The organism is Burkholderia sp. AU15512 (assembly GCF_002223325.1).
Taxonomy (GTDB): Bacteria; Pseudomonadota; Gammaproteobacteria; order Burkholderiales; family Burkholderiaceae; genus Burkholderia.
The window spans coordinates 786,113-802,942 of the sequence record NZ_NKEX01000008.1 but is presented as its reverse complement, the minus strand read 5'-3'; the positions used below and the strand labels follow the sequence as shown (position 1 = coordinate 802,942).

Genomic DNA, 16,830 nt, shown 5'->3' with positions numbered 1-16,830 from the left:
TGGGCACGGCCAGCATGAGCACCCGAAGAAAATTCGGCGTGGTCGGCGGCCTCGGGCCGCTGGGGAGTGCCGACGTGTTCTTCAAGATGGTGAAGGCGACGCCGGCGTCGTCCGACGATGAGCATGTCGAAGCGATTTTCGAGCAATACCCGTTCAATGGCGCGGGGTCGGGCAGTGCCGCGACCATCGAACGCAAGCTGTACGTGTTCGACATGATCCGGGCGTTCGACGCGCGTGGCGTGACGACGGTCGTGCTCCCGTGTTTCCTGAGCCACACGTTCATCGACGAGCTGAAAGCGAATACGAAGCTGCCGATCGTGGATATCGTCGAAGCCGTTCGCAGCCATGTGCAACGCAAGTATCCCGACGCGACACGCATCGGCGTGCTCGCTTCCGATTACGTGCGGGACAAGCGGCTCTTCGATGCGTATTTCCCGTCGCCGCCATTCGACATCGTCCATCCGCGTTCGTACGACGGCGTCGATCTCGTGACGGAAGCGGTCTACGGTGCCGACGGCATCAAGCGCGGCACGCTTCGAGGGCGGCCGGTCGAGCTGTTGCGCCGCGCCTGCGAGGACCTGGTCGATCAGGGCGTGCAGGTCATCGTCCCGGGGCTGACCGAGATTGCGCTGGTCGCGGATGAAATCGGCCCGTTGCCGGTGCCGTTGATCGATTCGAATCTCGCCTACGCGCAGTACGCGGTATCGGCGCCGCACGGCTCCCGTGCATCGACGTTCAAGATCGGCGTGGTCGGCGGCGTGGGTCCGGCCGCAACGGTCGATTTCCTGGACAAGATCGTTCGAAACACACCGGCGTCGCGCGATCAGGACCATATCAAGCTGCTGGTCGAACAGAATCCGCAAATCCCCGATCGAACCGAGAATCTTTTAGGTGCCGGCGTGGACCCGACGATCGCCTTGTACGCGACCTGCAAGAAGCTCGAGGACGGCGATGCGGACGTCATCGCGATTCCGTGCAATACCGCGCATGCATTCGTCGAGCGGATTCAGCCGTATCTCGACATTCCGATCGTCAACATGCTGACCGTCACGGTCGCTCACTTGCGCGACACCTACCCGGCGCTACGCGAGGTCGGTGTACTGGCGACGTCCGGCACGATCGAAAGCGGTGTGTATGAAAAGGCGCTGGAATCGCAAGGACTCCGGCAAGTCGCGCCCGCCCCGGCGTTGCAGGCGCGCGTGATGGAAGCGATCTACGGAAAGGCGGGTGTCAAGGCGGGCTTTACGGCCGGACAGTGCAAGGACGATATCGACGCTGCCGTCGACGCGTTGATTGCCGACGGCGTGAGCGTGATCGTGCTCGGATGTACCGAGCTGCCGATCCTGCTGCCGGGGGGCGAATACGTGACGCGAAACGGCAGCCGGGCAACGCTGGTCGACCCGACCGACGTGTTGGCCCGGACGTGCGTTGCCCATGCGATGGCGGCGGCCGGCTGAGCCGGTTTCCGTGTGACGCATCGCGACCGGATTCGTGGACGCGGATCATCCCGCGCGAAGCGGCTCGCGTGACCGTACATCGCGAGTCCGACACCGCCGGCCGTCCCGCTCCGCGCGACCGTCAAGCCTCGTGATCCTGGGCGTTATCCGCTTCCTTCCGGCGGGCTTCGGCGTTCGTGGGCATGACGGCCGCCGTGCCTTCCACGACGACGAGCCCGTTCACTTCGAAGCAGGTTTCCAGCACGACCCGACGCCGGTTCGCGAGGATCTCCTTGACCGTCACGGTCGCGCGAACCGCCTTCATCGGTGGCTGCATGGAGATACCGTATCGTGTCAGCCGAAATCGAGCCGTATCTGTGGCGATCGCTTGCCCGCGCGTTCATCCGGTACGTCACCTCCACCGCACGTCGACTCGAGTCAGTGATGAAGCAGCGGGAACGCCACGAGCCCGATGACGGCGGCAGCGATCACGATCACCGGTTCCTGCAATTTCTTGAAGCGCCACAGCAAAAGCACGGTGGCGACGGCGAGCAGCGCAGTCGGGATATCGACGATCGATCGCTTCGCGATCACGAGAACGGAGCCCGTGATCGCCCCGACGGCCGCCGCCGTGATGCCGTTCACGAACGCCTTGACGCCCGGCCGGTGCCCGTATTTCTTCACGTAAGGCGCCGGAATGACCGTGAACAGATAGCAAGGCAGGAACGTGCCGAGCGAAGCGACGAGTGCGCCCGGGAATCCCGCGACCAGATACCCGATGAAGCCGACGGTGATCACGACCGGGCCGGGCGTGATCATCGCGACCGCGACGGCATCCACGAACTGCCTGTCGTTCAACCAGTGATGCTCGGTGACGACGCCGCCATAGAGGAACGGCACGATCGCGAGTCCGGAGCCGAACACGAACGCACCCGCCTTCATGAAGAAAGCACCGAGCTGAACGAGCTGCGGTAAATCGATGCCGCTCAGCCACCCGCTGACTGCGGGTAGTTGGGCAGCGGCAACGGCATTCAGGCCGCCCTTGTGCAGCCACTTCGGTGGAGCACGCCACAGCCAGCCGATCAGGCCGGCAGCGACGAACAGCCACGCGATTTCCGATTCCGTGATGAAGGTCACCGCGGCCAAGGTCAGGAAGATCGCCCAGAGGAGCTTGTCGTCGCCGACGGTCTTGGTCGTGAGCTTGTACGCGCTCATCGCGATGATGCCGACCACCGCCGCGCCGACGCCGTAGAAGACGGCCTGCATCCACGACAGCCCGCCGAAATGCGCGTACGCGAACCCGAGCGCGACCACCATCAGGAACGACGGCAGCACGAACGCGAAACCGACCAGCGTCGCGCCGAGGAGGCGGTAGTGGACGAACCCGAGATAGATCGCCAACTGGGCCGCCATCGGCCCCGGTGCGAGCTGGGCCAGCGTGAGGCCTTCCTTGTAGTCGGCCTCCGTGATCCAGCCGCGACGCTCGACCAGGTCGCGACGCATGTAGCCCGCGAGCGCGACCGGCCCGCCGAAACCGAATGTGCCGAGACGCAGCATGTAGGCGACCAGCTCGCCCAGCGAGTAGGTCGGTTCGGTGGTGGCGACGGTAGGAGTCATGATCTGGCCGTGGTTGGTTTTTTGCCGTTCGACGTGAAGTGCGCGTACAGGGCGTCGAGCACGGCGCCCATCTGCTCGAGCAACTGATCGTCGTTCTCCGTGCGCTGGCGCGTGCCGGCCATCACGGCCTCGAAGCCCACCGCTTCAGGCGCGGCGGGGCCGCCTACGTCGAGTGCATGCACGATCTCGCCGAGCCGCATCAGCGCGGCGTCGTCTTCGAGTCCGAAACTGGCGAGTAGCACCTCGAATGTCACGCGCTCGCCGACGTGCGTGAACGTCGCACCGTCGAAATCGAAGCCGAGCGCATCGACCGGGCAATCCGCCGGCGCCGCCAGCCAGAGGAAGCGGGCGCGCGCGTCGATGAATCGACGGATCAGCCACGCGCTCGCGACGCGATCGACCCACATCCGTTGCCGTGTCGCCCAGGTTCGGCCTTGATATTCGTTGGTCGCCAGCGGACGGATCGGGCGGTCGGCGGCGTGCGGCTCGCCCGGCGACAGCACGGTGTCGACCAGCGCGACGAAATCCTGCAGCGCGACTTCGGCACGGGTGGCCGAATCGCCCGGGAAATAGTCGATCGCCCGGATGGCGTCGAAATCCTTGCGCAGGCGACGCAGCAGGCGGGTGAGCTCCGTGGGGGACTGCCCGGCCAGTGTCTTGCGCGCGTCGATGAGGGTTCGCGTGAAGGTCGCGTAGTCGGCGTCGCGGTCGAACAGCGCGCGGAATTCCTGTTCCTGTGATGCGTCGAGACTGGGCGCGCGCAACAGGTGGGCCGTGCCGCCGCTGTCGGCGATCGCCGCCGCGAGCTCGCGCAGGGTCGCCTCATGCTCTGCGGTGTACGGCAGCAGGTAGATGCCGTCGCGCAGCACCGCGCACCCTTTCGCCTTCAGCGCACGCCAGAACCGCATGCGGGCCGTCGCGTTTTCTGTCGGAAGGGTCAGAACGAGGAGCGACCAGATCGATAAAGTATTCATGTAGCAAATGCTACTAATGCGTCACAACTTCTACAAGTTAACTTTTCGATCGTTACACGCGGGGAGGGCTGCTCCCGTCGTCAGCCGGAGACGGGGGATTCGAATGGTTGGCGGGATGCGCCCATGACCGCTGCGAACCGGCACGCAGCGGGTGGCCCGTTCGGCAGGCATCTCGCTCCCTCGCCGCCCGCCTGCCCATGACGGCGCCAGGGTCGTCATGGAAAACTGTATGAATATACAGTATAGTGTCCGTCGCAATCGAGCCGCACACGTGTAACCGTGGCGGCCCGTGCGCCGCGCCTGCGGGCATCCGCCGCAGCGTTCCGGCACCGAGCACTCTGGCTAACTCATTCAGACGGGCAGGCAAATTGTCATCCAGCAATCTGATCCGCATTCGCGGAGCACGTCAGCACAACCTCAAGAATCTCGATCTCGACCTGCGCACCGGCGAGATGACGGTCGTCACCGGCCCGTCGGGCTCCGGCAAGTCCAGCCTCGTGTTCGACACGCTGTACGCGGAAGGCCAGCGGCGCTACGTCGAGACGTTCAGCGCATACGCGCGGCAGTTCCTCGACCGGATGGATCGCCCGCAGGTCGAACGTGTCGACGGCGTGCCGCCGGCCATCGCGATCGACCAGACCAACCCGGTGCGCAGCTCGCGCTCGACCGTCGGCACGATGACCGAGCTGAACGATCACCTGAAGCTGCTGTACGCGCGCGCGGCCGAGCTGTTCGACCGCAAGACCGCGCGGCAGGTGCGGCACGACACGCCGGAGACGATCTACGCGGAGCTCGTCGCGCGCACGCAGGCGGACGATCCGCGCGTCGTCGTCACGTTCCCGGTCGAGCTGCCGGAAGCGGTGTCCGATGAAGAAATCGCGCAGTGGCTGTCGGCGAGCGGCTATACGCGCGTGCAGGCGCAGCGCGAGGTCGCGTCGCCCACCGGGCCGCGCAAGGTGCTCGACGTGGTGGCCGACCGCTTCCGCGTGCAGGGCGCCGACAAGGTACGCGTGGTCGAGGCGATCGAGGCGTCGCTGAAGCGCGGCGGCGGGCGCGTGAACGTCTATGTGCTGCCGGCTGACGCCGGGAACGCGGTTGCCGAGCCGCAGGTATGGCGCTTCTCCACCGGGCTCCACGATCCCGACAGCGACCTGCGCTACGCGGAGCCGCAGGCGGCGCTGTTCTCGTTCAATTCAGCGTACGGTGCATGCGAAACCTGCCGCGGTTTCGGCCGCGTGATCGGCGTCGATCTCGGCCTCGTGATCCCCGACGCGCGCAAGACGCTGCGCGGCGGCGCGATCAAGCCGATGCAGACCCCTGCCTGGAAGGAATGCCAGGACGACCTGATGCGCTACGCGGCGAAAGCCGGCATCCCGCGCGACACGCCGTGGTCAGAGCTGTCGGACGCCGAGCGCGACTGGGTCGTCAACGGGTCGCCGGACTGGAACGGCAAGTGGCAGAGCCAGTGGTACGGCGTGAAGCGCTTCTTCGGCTATCTCGAGTCGAAAGCGTACAAGATGCATATCCGCGTGCTGCTGTCGAAATACCGCAGCTACACGCCGTGCGACGTGTGCGGCGGCGCGCGCCTGAAGACGGAGTCGCTGCAATGGCGGCTCGGCTCGAAGGAAAACGCCGACGGCGTGCTCGCGCCGGCCGGCCGCTTCATGCCGCGCGGCGTCGACTGGAGCCGCGCGCAGCTCGAAGCGCTGCCGGGCCTGACCGTGCACGACCTGATGCTGCTGCCGATCGAGCGCATTCGCCGCTTCTTCGACGACATCACGCTGCCGAGCGCGCTGCTCGACGATGCGCTGAAGCTGCTGCTCGCCGAGGTGCGCACGCGCCTGAAATACCTGTGCGACGTGGGGCTCGGCTACCTGACGCTCGACCGGCAGAGCCGCACGCTGTCGGGCGGCGAGGTGCAGCGGATCAACCTGACGACGGCGCTCGGCACGTCGCTCACGAAAACCCTGTTCGTGCTCGACGAACCGAGTATCGGCCTGCATCCGCGCGATCTCACGCGGATCGTCGAGGCGATGCAGCGGCTGCGCGACGCGGGCAATACGCTGGTCGTGGTCGAACACGATCCGTCGGTGATGCTCGCGGCCGACCGGTTGATCGACATGGGGCCCGGCCCGGGCGAGCGCGGCGGCACGATCGTCTACGACGGCACGCCCGCCGACATCCGCTCCGCGCACACGCTGACGGGCGAGTATCTCGGCGGCCGCAAGCATGTCGCGCATGCGTCGAACTGGGCGCGCCGGGTGGTCGACGCGAACACGCCGCGCATCGTGCTCGAAGGCGCGAGCGAACACAACCTGCGCGACGTGACCGTCGAGATCCCGTTGCAGCGGCTCGTCTGCGTGACGGGCGTGTCGGGGTCCGGCAAGTCCACGCTCCTTCAGGACGTGCTCTATCCGGCGATGGCGCGGCACCACGGCAAGGCGACCGAGTCGCCGGGCGCGTACCGCGGCCTCACGGGCGCCGACCAGGTCGGCGACGTCGTGTTCGTCGACCAGTCGCCGATCGGCAAGACCACGCGGTCGAACCCGGCGAGCTACGTCGGCGCGTTCGACGAGATCCGCAAGCTGTTCGCGAAGGCGCCGCTCGCGCTGCAACGCGGCTATGGCGCCGGCACGTTCAGCTTTAACTCGGGCGATGGCCGGTGCCCGACCTGCGGCGGCTCGGGCTTCGAGCACATCGAGATGCAGTTCCTGAGCGACGTCTACCTGCGCTGCCCGGATTGCGACGGCAGCCGCTACCGCGCCGAGATCCTCGAAGTGCGCATCGAGCGCAACGGCCGCGCGCTGAGCATCGCCGACGTGCTCGATCTCACCGTCAGCGAAGCGGCCGCGTTCTTCGCGACCGACGCCGAGGTGCTGCGCGTGCTGCAGCCGATCGTCGACGTCGGCCTCGAATACGTGAAGCTCGGCCAGCCGGTGCCGACGCTGTCGGGCGGCGAAGCGCAGCGGCTGAAGCTGGCCGGCTTCCTCGCCGAATCGGCGGCGGCCGTCAATGGGCGCCGGGTCGTCACGGAGGAAGCGCGCATCGCGCGCGCGAAGCTGTTCATGTTCGACGAGCCGACCACCGGGCTGCACTTCGACGACATCGCGAAGCTGATGCAGGCGTTCGGCAAGCTGCTCGCGGCCGGCCATTCGCTGATCGTGATCGAGCACAACCTCGACGTGATCCGTGCGGCCGACTGGCTGATCGATCTCGGCCCGGAAGGCGGCGACGGCGGCGGCCTCGTGCTGTGCGCGGGTACGCCCGACGACGTGAAGGCCTGCGCCGAATCGCATACCGGCGTGGCGCTGCTGCAGTACGACCGCGCAATGGACGCCGAGCTGGCGCTCGCCGACGAAGGCAAGCCGCTGCAGGCCGTGCTGAACGCGGCGCGCGAGCGGCGTGCGATCGAAGGCGAAGACGTCGTGCGGATCGTCAATGCGCGCGAACACAACCTGAAGGCGCTCGACGTCGACATCCCGCACGGCAAGTTCAACGTGATCACCGGGGTATCGGGTTCCGGCAAGTCGACGCTCGCGTTCGACATCCTGTTCCACGAAGGGCAGCGCCGTTACCTCGAATCGCTGAACGCGTATGCACGCTCGATCGTGCAGCCGGCCGGCCGCCCCGAAGTCGATGCGGTGTACGGCATTCCGCCGACCGTCGCGATCGAGCAGCGGCTGTCGCGCGGCGGGCGCAAGAGCACGGTCGCGACCACGTCCGAAGTCTGGCACTTCCTGCGGCTGCTGTATGTGAAGCTTGGCCTGCAGCATTGCATCCACGACGGCACGCCGGTCACGTCGCAGTCCGTCGAATCGATCGCCGCGCAATTGCTGCGCGATCATCGCGGCGAGCACGTCGGGCTGCTCGCGCCGCTCGTCGTCAACCGCAAGGGCGTGTATACGGATCTCGCGAAGTGGGCGAAGGCGCGCGGCAGCACGCATCTGCGCGTCGACGGCGAGTTCGTGCCGGTCGATCCGTGGCCGAAGCTCGACCGCTTCCGCGAGCACACGATCGAGTTGCCGGTCGCCGACATCGTCGTGTCGCCGGACAACGAGGCCGAACTGCGACGCGTGCTCGACGAGACGCTCGAGCTCGGCAAGGGCGTGATGCATCTGCTCGCGCCGCTCGACGGGCTGCACGATGCGATGCAGAACGATCATTCGACCGCGCGGGTCGGCACGGTCAAGGTACTGTCGGTCAAGCGCGCGTGCCCGGTGTGCGGCACGAGCTACCCGGAGCTGGACCCGCGGATGTTCTCGTACAACAGCAAGCATGGCTGGTGCACGACCTGCGTCGGCACCGGCGTCACGCTCACGCGCGAACAGCGCGCCGCGTATGACGACACGGTGCTCGCCGGCGATGATCGTGGCCGCGAGCAGACGCTGCCGTCCGACGAGCAGGAGCCGGAAGGCGTGGGCAACGAGCCGTGCCCGGATTGCCACGGCACGCGGCTGAACCCGTCCGCGCGCGCAGTCACGTTCGACGCGCATCCGATCGTCGAGGTCGCGCAATGGACGGTGTCCGACACGCGCCGCTGGATCGACGGGCTGGAACTGACGGGGCGCGACGCACAGATCGCACGCGACATCGTCAGCGAGATCGGCAGCCGCCTCGCGTTTCTCGAGGAAGTCGGGCTCGGTTACCTGAGCCTCGATCGCGCGGCGCCGAGCCTGTCGGGCGGCGAAGCGCAGCGCATCCGGCTCGCGGCGCAGCTCGGCAGCAACCTGCAGGGCGTCTGCTACGTGCTTGACGAACCGACGATCGGCCTGCATCCGCGCGACAACCAGATCCTGCTGGACGCGCTGCGCAAGCTCGGCGACAAGGGCAATACGCTCGTCGTCGTCGAGCATGACGAGGACACGATCCGCCGCGCCGATCACATCATCGACGTGGGCCCGGGCGCCGGCAAGCGCGGCGGCACGCTGGTCGCGCAGGGCGCGGTCGCGGATCTGGCCGCGCAGTCCGATTCGGTCACGGGGCGCCTGCTCGCGCAGCCGATGACGCACCCGCTGCAGCCGCGCCGCAGCGTGAGCCTGCCGGGCAAGCAAGGCGGCGCCGCCGTGCCGGATGCCTGGCTGACCGTGCACGGCGCACGGCTGCACAACCTGCGCGACGTCACGGTCGGCATTCCGCTCGCGCGGCTCGTCGCGGTGACGGGCGTGAGCGGCTCGGGCAAGTCGACGCTCGCGCGCGACGTGCTGATGACGAACCTGCTCGACGCGGTCGGCCGTTCGGTACTGTCGTCGCCGGCCACGCGGCGCGCACGCAAGGCCGCGCAGCAGGATGCGCCGGCCGCCAACCGTCGTTCGAGCGTGCTGGCGCGCAGCGCGCCGCGGCCGTCGCTGAACGTCACGCATGCGTGGCAGGGCTGCGAGTCGCTGAGCGGCTGGGAGCAGATCGATCGCGTGCTGGAAGTCGACCAGACGCCGATCGGCAAGACGCCGCGCTCGTGCCCGGCCACCTATATCGGCGTGTGGGACACGATCCGCAAGTTGTTCGCCGATACGCTGGAAGCGCGGGCGCGCGGCTACACGGCATCGCGCTTCTCGTTCAATACCGGCGACGGGCGCTGCCCCGCATGCGAAGGGCAAGGCGTGCGCACGATCGGGATGAGCTTCCTGCCCGACGTGAAGGTGCCGTGCGACGTGTGCCACGGGCAGCGCTTCAACCCGGAGACGCTCGCCGTCACATGGCGCGGCCGGAACATCGGCGACGTGCTGACGATGGAGATCGACGAGGCGGTGGAATTCTTCGCGCCGATCTCGAACATCGCGCATCCGCTGCAGCTGATGAAGGATGTCGGGCTCGGCTACCTGACGCTCGGCCAGCCATCGCCGACGCTGTCGGGCGGCGAGGCGCAGCGCATCAAGCTCGTCACCGAGCTGACGAAGGTGCGCGACGACATCACGCGGCGTGGCCAGAAGGCGCCGCACACGCTGTACGTGCTCGACGAACCGACGGTCGGCCTGCACATGGCCGACGTCGCGAAGCTGATTCGCGTGCTGCACCGGCTCGTCGATGCGGGGCACAGCGTCGTCGTGATCGAGCATGACCTCGACGTGATTGCCGAGGCCGACTGGATCATCGATCTCGGGCCGGAAGGCGGCGTGGGCGGCGGTACGATCGTCGCGGCGGCGCCGCCGGAAGCGCTCGCGCGGGTGAGCGCAAGCCACACCGGGCAGGCGCTCAAGCCGGTGCTGGCGCGAACGGGGTCGGACGAAGGGGAAGCCGAGCGCGAGGGCGAAGCGCGGGTAGGGTGAGCGCGACGCTGCGTCTCGACGGCCCCGGCGCCGGGCGGTGATTTCCCCCAGCTGACTTGCCATCGGCCGGGGGCGCACCGCGATCCGGCTCATGCACCCCTCGTCGAGGGGTGTTTTCTTTTGGTGCCGCGACACGCGCCCGGCCGACCGGGTGCGTCCATTGTTAATCCGGCTCGAATAGAGAGTTGGAAGCAGGGGGCTAAGAGAACGCGCGCCCGATGGTTAGGATGAGTGCCGTTGTCCGGCGGACGATCTCCGGATCGTCCCATCATTCTCGAACGCATCAGGAGTGCAATCTTGGCGACCTATATCGTCTTCACGCATGAAAGCACGCAGGATCAGCAGGAACTCGATCTCTACCAGGACAAGGTCGGCGCGACGACCGCCGGCCATCCGTTGAAGGTGCTGGCCGCCTATGGCCCGCAGGAAACGCTCGAGGGCGACGGCCCGGAAGGGGTGGTGATCGTCGAGTTTCCGTCCAGGGACGCCGCGCACGCCTGGTATGGCAGCCCGGCATACCAGGCCATCGTTCCGCATCGCTTCAAGGGCGCACGCTTTCGGGCCGTGCTGGTCGAAGGCGTCTGACCGGGGCGCGAGCCGCTTGTCGATCGTCGCGGCGACTCCACCTTCGGTGGGACCGTCGTGTCGCTGTTCAAGGGCGAGCTGGGCCTCCCGCCCGACGGCTTCCCGGCAGCGCTGTCACGCAAAGGTGTCGAAGTGCGAGGCGTCGGCGCCGGATCTCGTCGGCACCTCGGACGAAATCCTGGAGCGGCTGCTGGCCGATCCGGTGGTCGGCCAGATGCGGGAGTTGCGCGTCGAACTGCCCTACAACCTGCCGTTCGAGAATTATCTGCAGCTTCTCGACGATGTCATCACGCATATCGCGCCGGCACGCGGGTGGCGGCCCGCCGATCGGCGCGAACCGGTTGCGGCCTGAGCGGCGGCGCGGATGCGGGCCGATGGAGCGCGCCGCGTAGTCGCGATCCATTATTTCCGCGTACCGGCGATGATCGCCTCGGCCGCCCGGATCACCGGGAGATCGACCATCCGGCCGTCCAGGCTGAACGCGGCGCCGCCGTGTTTCGTGGCTGCGTCGATCACGCGGCGCGCCCACGCCTGCTCGTCTTCCGAATAACCCATCGCATCGTTCACGCCGGCGACCTGCGCCGGGTGGATGCACAGCTTGCCGCCGAAACCGAACGCGCGCGCACGCCGCGCATCGGCCGTCAGGCGCTCGGCATCGTCGGTGCGCGTGGTCACGCCGTCGATCGGCGCGGGCAACTGCGCGCGACGCGACGCGGCCACGATCACATTGCGCGCAAAGGCCAGCTCCGGCTCGTCGGGCGTCGCGCGCATGCCGACGTCGAGCTGGAAATCCAGATGCCCGAACGCGACGCGCACGACCTGTGGGTCGCGCGCCAGCGCATCGGCCGCGTCGAGCCCGGCCAGCGATTCGATCAGCGCGACGAGTTGCGCGTGCTCGCCGAGCTGCGCCGCCACCGTGCGCAGCGCGCCCGCATCCTCGGACTTCGGCAGCATCACGACCACGCCGTCCGCGACCCAGTCGCTCAGCAGCGCGAGGTCCGCGTCGTGCCACGGCGTGCCGACCGCGTTTACACGCACGACGGTGCGCGCACGCTGCTCGGCCGTCAGTAGCGGCAGGTGCTGCGCAAGCTGTGCGCGTGCGTCGTCCTTGCTGTCGGGGCTGACGGCATCCTCGAGGTCGACGATGATGCAGTCGGCGCCCGAATCGAGCGCCTTCGCGAAGCGCTCGGGGCGGGTGGCCGGCACGAACAGCAGGCTGCGCGCGTGACGGACGGGGGAAAGGGGCTTGGACATGGCTCAGATCACGCCGGCGGCGCGCAGTTGTTCGATATCGGCGTCGGTGCGCCCGAGTTCGCGCAGGATGGCCGCGCTGTGTTCGCCCAGCGCGGGCACCGCGTCCATGCGCACGTCGAAGCTGTCGATCGTGGCGGGTGGCAGCAGCGCCTGCAGTTCGCCGGCCGGCGAGTCGATCGTGCGAAAGCGCTCGCGTGCGTGCAGTTGCGGATGCGTCCAGAGATCGCCGATCCGGTTCACGGCGGCGTTCGCGATCTGCGCTTCGTCGAGGCGCGCGATCACGTCCTGCGCGGTGAGTGCGGAAAACGCCTGTTCGATCACGGCCTTCAGTTCCGCACGGTGTTCCGAGCGGTGCACGTTGGCGTCGAAGCGCGGATCGGTCGCGAGCGCCGGATCGCGCAGCACGACATCGCAGAACGCTTTCCATTCGCGCTCGTTCTGCAGGCCGAGCATCACGACGCGGCCGTCGCCGGCCTTGAACGGGCCGTACGGATAGATGGTCGCGTGCGCGGCGCCGTTGCGGCCCGGCTGCTGCTGGCCGTCGTAGGCGTAGTACATCGGGAAGCCCATCCACTCGGCCAGCGCCTCGAGCATCGAAATTTCCACGTGCGAGCCGATGCCCGTGACGCCGCGCTGCAGGAGCGCGCTGAGGATGCCCGTGTACGCATACATGCCCGCCGCGATGTCGGCGATTGAAATGCCGGCCTTGCAGGGCTCGTCGGCCGTGCCCGTGATCGACAGGAACGCCGCCTCGCTCTGGATCAGCAGGTCGTACGCTTTCTTGTCGCGGTAGGGGCCATCGGTGCCATAGCCCGAGATGTCGCAGACGATCAGCCGCGGGTGCTTCGCGTGCAGCGCATCGAACGACAGGCCCATGCGCGCGGCCGCGCCGGGCGCGAGGTTTTGCACCAGCACGTCGGCCCGGGCGACGAGTTCGCCCAGCACCGCCTGCGCGGCCGGTTGCTTCAGGTCCAGCGTGAGGCTTTCCTTCGACCGGTTGGTCCATACGAAATGCGACGCGAGGCCGCGGGTGCGGTGATCGTACGCCCGCGCGAAATCGCCCACGCCGGGGCGCTCCACCTTGATGACGCGGGCGCCGAGGTCGGCGAGCTGGCGCGTGCAGAACGGCGCGGCAATCGCGTGTTCGAGCGTGACGACGGTCATCCCGCTGAGCGGGCCGGGTTGAGCTTTGCGAGCTTGCATGGTCGGATCGTTATTCCAGTTCGGCACTGGCCTGCATGGCCAGCTGTCCTTGCGGGCCGCGCGCCCACAGGCGGGCGGCATGTCCTTCGAGCTTGCCGTTTACCGTGAACGGCGCGGTGTCGAACAGCGGGCTGACGGCCTTGAACTCGAAGCGGCGAATAATCTTCCAGGGATGCGTGCGGCGCAGTTCCTCCAGCAGCAGCATCGCGATCAGCGGGCCGTGCACCACGAGGCCCGAATAGCCTTCTTCCTGCATCGCGTAAGGCCGGTCGTAGTGAATCCGGTGGCCGTTGAAGGTGAGCGCGGAGAAGCGCATCAGCAGCACCGGATCGGGCGTGACGATGCGCGAATACTGTTCGTCCGTCGGCGCGGGTGCCGGCTGCGGTGCCGGTGCCGGTGCCGGTGCGCCGGCAGCGGCGGGAGGCGGCGCGTCGCGATACACGATGTCCTGTTCTTCGCGGATCGCCATGCCTTGCGCGTCGCCGATCTCATGCAGCACAGTCACGAACACGAGCCGGCCGCTGCAGCCGGACTTGCTCTGCACGCTCAGGATCGTCGACCGGCGCTGCACGGGCGCATCGACGGCCAGCGGCCGCAGGAACTGCAGCCGTCCGCCGGCCCACATGCGGCGTGGCAGCGTGACGGGCGGCAGGAAGCCGCCGCGCCGCGGGTGACCGTCGACGCCGATGTTCGACTGACGCTCGCCCGGCAGGAAGTACAGCCAGTGCCACAGCGGCGGCAGTGTCGCGGGGAGTTCGGATGGGTTCGCGTAGTCCAGTGCCGCCTGCAGCAGGCGGATGGGTGCCTGGGTAATCCGGTCCGCGCTGTCTTCACTGCGGCCGACCCACGCGTCGAAGGATTCGGAAGGCTCGCCACTCATGGTGTTTCGTGCTTGATGATGGAAGTGTCCGGCAGGCAGCCGACGCCTGTATTTCCGGTGCCGGCTACCCTTGCCGTCAGCGTGCGTTGCCCCGTTCTGGCACGGCCGCGAACAGTTCGGCTTCGAGGCTGTAGTCGGTCACGATGAAGATCGGTGCTTCGGAATCCTTGTTGATCGCGACGATTACCGTCGATTCCTTCACGCCGGCCAAATGCTGGATCGCCACCGAGATACCGACCGCGACGTACCGCTGCGGCGCGACGATCTTGCCGTTCTGGCCGATCGGGGACGAGCATCTTCATGGATAGGAATCCTTCCGGAATCAGTAGGAACGGGGCAGCTGCAGCACATGCTCGGCTACGTGCCCGAGGATCATGTTGGTGGAAATCGGCGCAACTTGGTAAAGGCGCGTTTCGCGGAACTTGCGCTCCACGTCGTATTCGCAGGCGAAACCGAAGCCGCCGTGCGTCTGCAGGCACGCATTGGCCGCTTCCCAGCTTGCCTTGGCCGCCAGGTACTTGGCCATGTTGGCCTCGACCCCGGCGTTCTGGCGCGCGTCGATCTTCTCGCACGCGCGCCAGCGCATCAGGTTCGCGGCCTCCAGCTCGATGAACGATTCCGCGAGCGGAAACTGGATGCCCTGGTTCTGCCCGATCGGGCGGCCGAACACCTTGCGCTCGCTCGCGTAGTCGCGCGCTTTTTCGAGAAACCAGTAGCCGTCGCCGATGCACTCGGCCGCGATCAACGTACGCTCGGCGTTCAGGCCGTCGAAGATCACCTTCAACCCCTTGCCGTCGGTGCCGAGCAGCGCGTCTTCCGGCAGCTCCAGGTTGTCGAAGAACAGCTCGTTGGTCTCGTGGTTGACCATGTTGAGGATGGGGCGCACCGTGAGGCCGTTGCCGATCGCCTTGTCCAGCTCGACGATGAAGCACGACAGCCCGTCGCTCTTTTTCTGCACCTGGTCGAGCGGCGTGGTGCGTGCGAGCAGGATCAGCAGGTCGCTGTGCTGAACCCGCGAGATCCACACCTTCTGGCCGTTGACGACCCAGCGACCGTCCTTCTTCACGGCCGTGGTCTTGAGCTTGGTGGTGTCGCTGCCGGTGGTCGGCTCGGTCACGCCCATCGACTGCACGCGCAGTTCGCCCGCTGCGATACGCGGCAGGTAGCGCTGCTTCTGCGCGTCGGTGCCGCTGAACACGATGGTGTTCATCACGTACATCTGGCCGTGGCACGCGCCCGAATTGCCGCCGGAGCGGTTGATCTCTTCCATGATGACCGACGCCTCGGCCATCGACAGCCCCGGGCCGCCGTATTCCTGCGGAATCAGCGCGGCCAGCCAGCCGGCCTGCGTGAGGGCGGTGACGAACGCTTCGGGATAGCCGCGCGCCTCGTCGATCTTGCGGTGGTAGTCGGCCGGAAACTGATTGCACAGGCCGCGTACCGCGTCGCGGATTGCCTGGTACTGGTCGGGGGCGGAGAAAACGGAGGCGCTCATGAATCGTGTCTCGTCATTGGCATGGGTCGAGTCCATAATAAGTTTTGATGGATTTCTTAAACAATAGAATTTCCTGATCGTCGAATCAGTTTTTGGTATCGAGGTATCCGCGATGGATCTCAAGCAATTGCGTGCGTTCGTCACTGTGGCCGAAACGGGCAACGTCACCCGGGCATCGGGCCTGTTGAATCTCGTGCAGCCGGCCGTGTCGCGCCAGCTGCGCCTGCTCGAGGAGGACATGGGGACGGAACTGTTCGACCGTAGCCGCCACGGCATGCAGCTCACGCCGTCGGGCAAGACGATGCTCGAATACGCGCGCCGCATCCTCAACGAGGTGGCGCGGGCCAAGGCCGAGATCCAGCCGACCGAGGGGCCGGTGGCGGGCATCGTGAGCATCGGGCTGCTGGCCAGCACGTCGGACCTGCTGGCCACGCGGCTGGCGGGCGAGGTGGCGCGGCGCTACCCGCACATCCGCCTGCGGCTCACGATCGGCTATGCGGGCCACCTGCAGGACTGGCTCGAAGCGGGGGATGTCGATGCGGCGCTGCTGTACGGGCAGAAGGAGACGCCCGCGCTGCACGTCAAGGCGTTGATCGACGAGAGTCTGTGGGCCGTCGCGGCGCCGTCGGCCAAGCTGTCGCACAAGCGGCCGGTGTCGCTGGATCGGGTCGCACGCGAGCCGTTCATCCTGCCCTCCGCGCCGCAGGGCCTGCGGGCGGCGATCGAGCACGCGGCGGCCGAGGCGGGCGTGACGTTGCAGGTGTTCGCCGAAACCAATGCGCTGAGCGTGCAGAAGGAACTGGTCGCGCAAGGCCACGGCTGGACGATCCTGCCGGCCGTCGGCGTGACGCAGGAGGTCGAGCGCGGGATCCTGACCGCGGCACCGCTCGCGTCGCCGGGCGTCCGGCGCACGATCGTGCTCGCGGCGCCCAGCAGCCGGCAGGCGACCGCACCCGTTCGCTGCGTGGTCGGTGTGCTGCTCGATTGCGTGAAGGCGACGTTCGACCAAGGCGACTGGCCGGATGCGCGCTGGCTGGGCTAGGGCGAGTTCGTTGTGGGGTGAGCCGCCTCGGATGCGGTCTTACCCCGGCGGGACAGGCCGGCGCGCCGAAGCGGCCGGCCA

The 16,830-nt window shown here is 67.5% G+C and carries 12 protein-coding genes and 1 pseudogene; 5 read left to right on the top strand and 8 right to left on the bottom strand.

Annotated elements, in window-relative coordinates; genetic code table 11:
- Positions 1–14 precede the first annotated feature (14 nt).
- Complete coding sequence (locus CFB43_RS35860; RefSeq protein ID WP_373452574.1) at positions 15–1,457, top strand: amino acid racemase; 1,443 nt, start codon at positions 15–17, stop codon at positions 1,455–1,457.
- 121 nt (positions 1,458–1,578) lie between these two features.
- Here CFB43_RS35860 and CFB43_RS35855 read toward each other — a convergent pair whose 3' ends face one another.
- From CFB43_RS35855 to CFB43_RS35845, 3 genes are all read right to left on the bottom strand, one after another.
- The gene (locus CFB43_RS35855; protein ID WP_256990195.1) at positions 1,579–1,773 is read right to left on the bottom strand and encodes a hypothetical protein; all 195 of its coding nucleotides are present in this window, start codon (positions 1,771–1,773) and stop codon (positions 1,579–1,581) included.
- Between the two features lie 101 nt (positions 1,774–1,874).
- A complete protein-coding gene (locus CFB43_RS35850; RefSeq protein WP_089498795.1) occupies positions 1,875–3,053 on the bottom strand; it encodes a chromate transporter in 1,179 nt (392 codons plus the stop codon).
- Positions 3,050–4,027, bottom strand: a complete 978-nt coding sequence (locus tag CFB43_RS35845) for a chromate resistance protein ChrB domain-containing protein (protein WP_179254978.1) — start codon at positions 4,025–4,027, stop codon at positions 3,050–3,052. The genes CFB43_RS35850 and CFB43_RS35845 overlap by 4 nt, the downstream gene beginning before the upstream one ends.
- A gap of 368 nt (positions 4,028–4,395) precedes the next feature.
- On the opposite strand from CFB43_RS35845, the gene uvrA reads away from it, so the two are divergent.
- The 3 genes from uvrA (at position 4,396) to CFB43_RS39075 (ending at position 11,227) form a co-directional block, all read left to right on the top strand.
- Positions 4,396–10,290 (top strand): excinuclease ABC subunit UvrA, encoded by a 5,895-nt coding sequence (uvrA, locus tag CFB43_RS35835; RefSeq protein WP_089498792.1) that lies wholly within the window; start codon positions 4,396–4,398, stop codon positions 10,288–10,290.
- Between the two features lie 297 nt (positions 10,291–10,587).
- A complete protein-coding gene (locus CFB43_RS35830; protein WP_089429785.1) occupies positions 10,588–10,875 on the top strand; it encodes a DUF1330 domain-containing protein in 288 nt (95 codons plus the stop codon).
- 16 nt (positions 10,876–10,891) lie between these two features.
- The gene (locus CFB43_RS39075; RefSeq protein WP_256990194.1) at positions 10,892–11,227 is read left to right on the top strand and encodes a hypothetical protein; all 336 of its coding nucleotides are present in this window, start codon (positions 10,892–10,894) and stop codon (positions 11,225–11,227) included.
- A gap of 50 nt (positions 11,228–11,277) precedes the next feature.
- Here the strand turns inward: CFB43_RS39075 and CFB43_RS35820 are convergent, their stop codons facing one another.
- The 5 genes and pseudogenes from CFB43_RS35820 to CFB43_RS35800 all read right to left on the bottom strand — a co-directional run bounded on the left by CFB43_RS35820 (position 11,278) and on the right by CFB43_RS35800 (position 15,707).
- On the bottom strand, positions 11,278–12,129 hold the full coding sequence (locus tag CFB43_RS35820; RefSeq protein ID WP_089498791.1) for an HpcH/HpaI aldolase/citrate lyase family protein: 852 nt from the start codon (positions 12,127–12,129) through the stop codon (positions 11,278–11,280).
- A gap of 3 nt (positions 12,130–12,132) precedes the next feature.
- Positions 12,133–13,332 carry a CaiB/BaiF CoA transferase family protein gene (locus tag CFB43_RS35815; RefSeq protein WP_089498790.1) on the bottom strand — a complete coding sequence of 400 codons (1,200 nt, stop codon included), beginning with the start codon at positions 13,330–13,332 and terminating at the stop codon, positions 12,133–12,135.
- Positions 13,333–13,342: 10 nt separating this feature from the next.
- On the bottom strand, positions 13,343–14,212 hold the full coding sequence (locus CFB43_RS35810) for an FAS1-like dehydratase domain-containing protein (protein WP_089498789.1): 870 nt from the start codon (positions 14,210–14,212) through the stop codon (positions 13,343–13,345).
- A 76-nt stretch (positions 14,213–14,288) separates the two neighbouring features.
- Positions 14,289–14,495: pseudogene (locus CFB43_RS35805) on the bottom strand (FAD-binding protein); the annotation flags it as partial.
- 39 nt (positions 14,496–14,534) lie between these two features.
- Entirely contained in the window at positions 14,535–15,707 is a 1,173-nt protein-coding gene (locus CFB43_RS35800; protein ID WP_089498788.1) for an acyl-CoA dehydrogenase family protein, read from the bottom strand.
- A gap of 112 nt (positions 15,708–15,819) precedes the next feature.
- Here CFB43_RS35800 and CFB43_RS35795 point away from each other — a divergent pair, with 112 nt between their 5' ends.
- Positions 15,820–16,749: a LysR family transcriptional regulator gene (locus CFB43_RS35795; protein ID WP_089498787.1), complete on the top strand. Its 930-nt coding sequence runs from the start codon at positions 15,820–15,822 to the stop codon at positions 16,747–16,749.
- Positions 16,750–16,830 lie beyond the last annotated feature (81 nt).

Coding starts and splice junctions, on each gene's coding strand:
- CFB43_RS35800 (WP_089498788.1), bottom strand. CDS start 15,707: ATGAGCGCCTCCGTTTTCTCCGCCCCCGACCAGTACCAGGCAATCCGC.
- CFB43_RS35845 (WP_179254978.1), bottom strand. CDS start 4,027: ATGAATACTTTATCGATCTGGTCGCTCCTCGTTCTGACCCTTCCGACA.
- CFB43_RS35860 (WP_373452574.1), top strand. CDS start 15: ATGAGCACCCGAAGAAAATTCGGCGTGGTCGGCGGCCTCGGGCCGCTG.
- CFB43_RS35815 (WP_089498790.1), bottom strand. CDS start 13,332: ATGCAAGCTCGCAAAGCTCAACCCGGCCCGCTCAGCGGGATGACCGTC.
- CFB43_RS35850 (WP_089498795.1), bottom strand. CDS start 3,053: ATGACTCCTACCGTCGCCACCACCGAACCGACCTACTCGCTGGGCGAG.
- CFB43_RS35810 (WP_089498789.1), bottom strand. CDS start 14,212: ATGAGTGGCGAGCCTTCCGAATCCTTCGACGCGTGGGTCGGCCGCAGT.
- CFB43_RS35820 (WP_089498791.1), bottom strand. CDS start 12,129: ATGTCCAAGCCCCTTTCCCCCGTCCGTCACGCGCGCAGCCTGCTGTTC.
- CFB43_RS35795 (WP_089498787.1), top strand. CDS start 15,820: ATGGATCTCAAGCAATTGCGTGCGTTCGTCACTGTGGCCGAAACGGGC.
- CFB43_RS35855 (WP_256990195.1), bottom strand. CDS start 1,773: ATGCAGCCACCGATGAAGGCGGTTCGCGCGACCGTGACGGTCAAGGAG.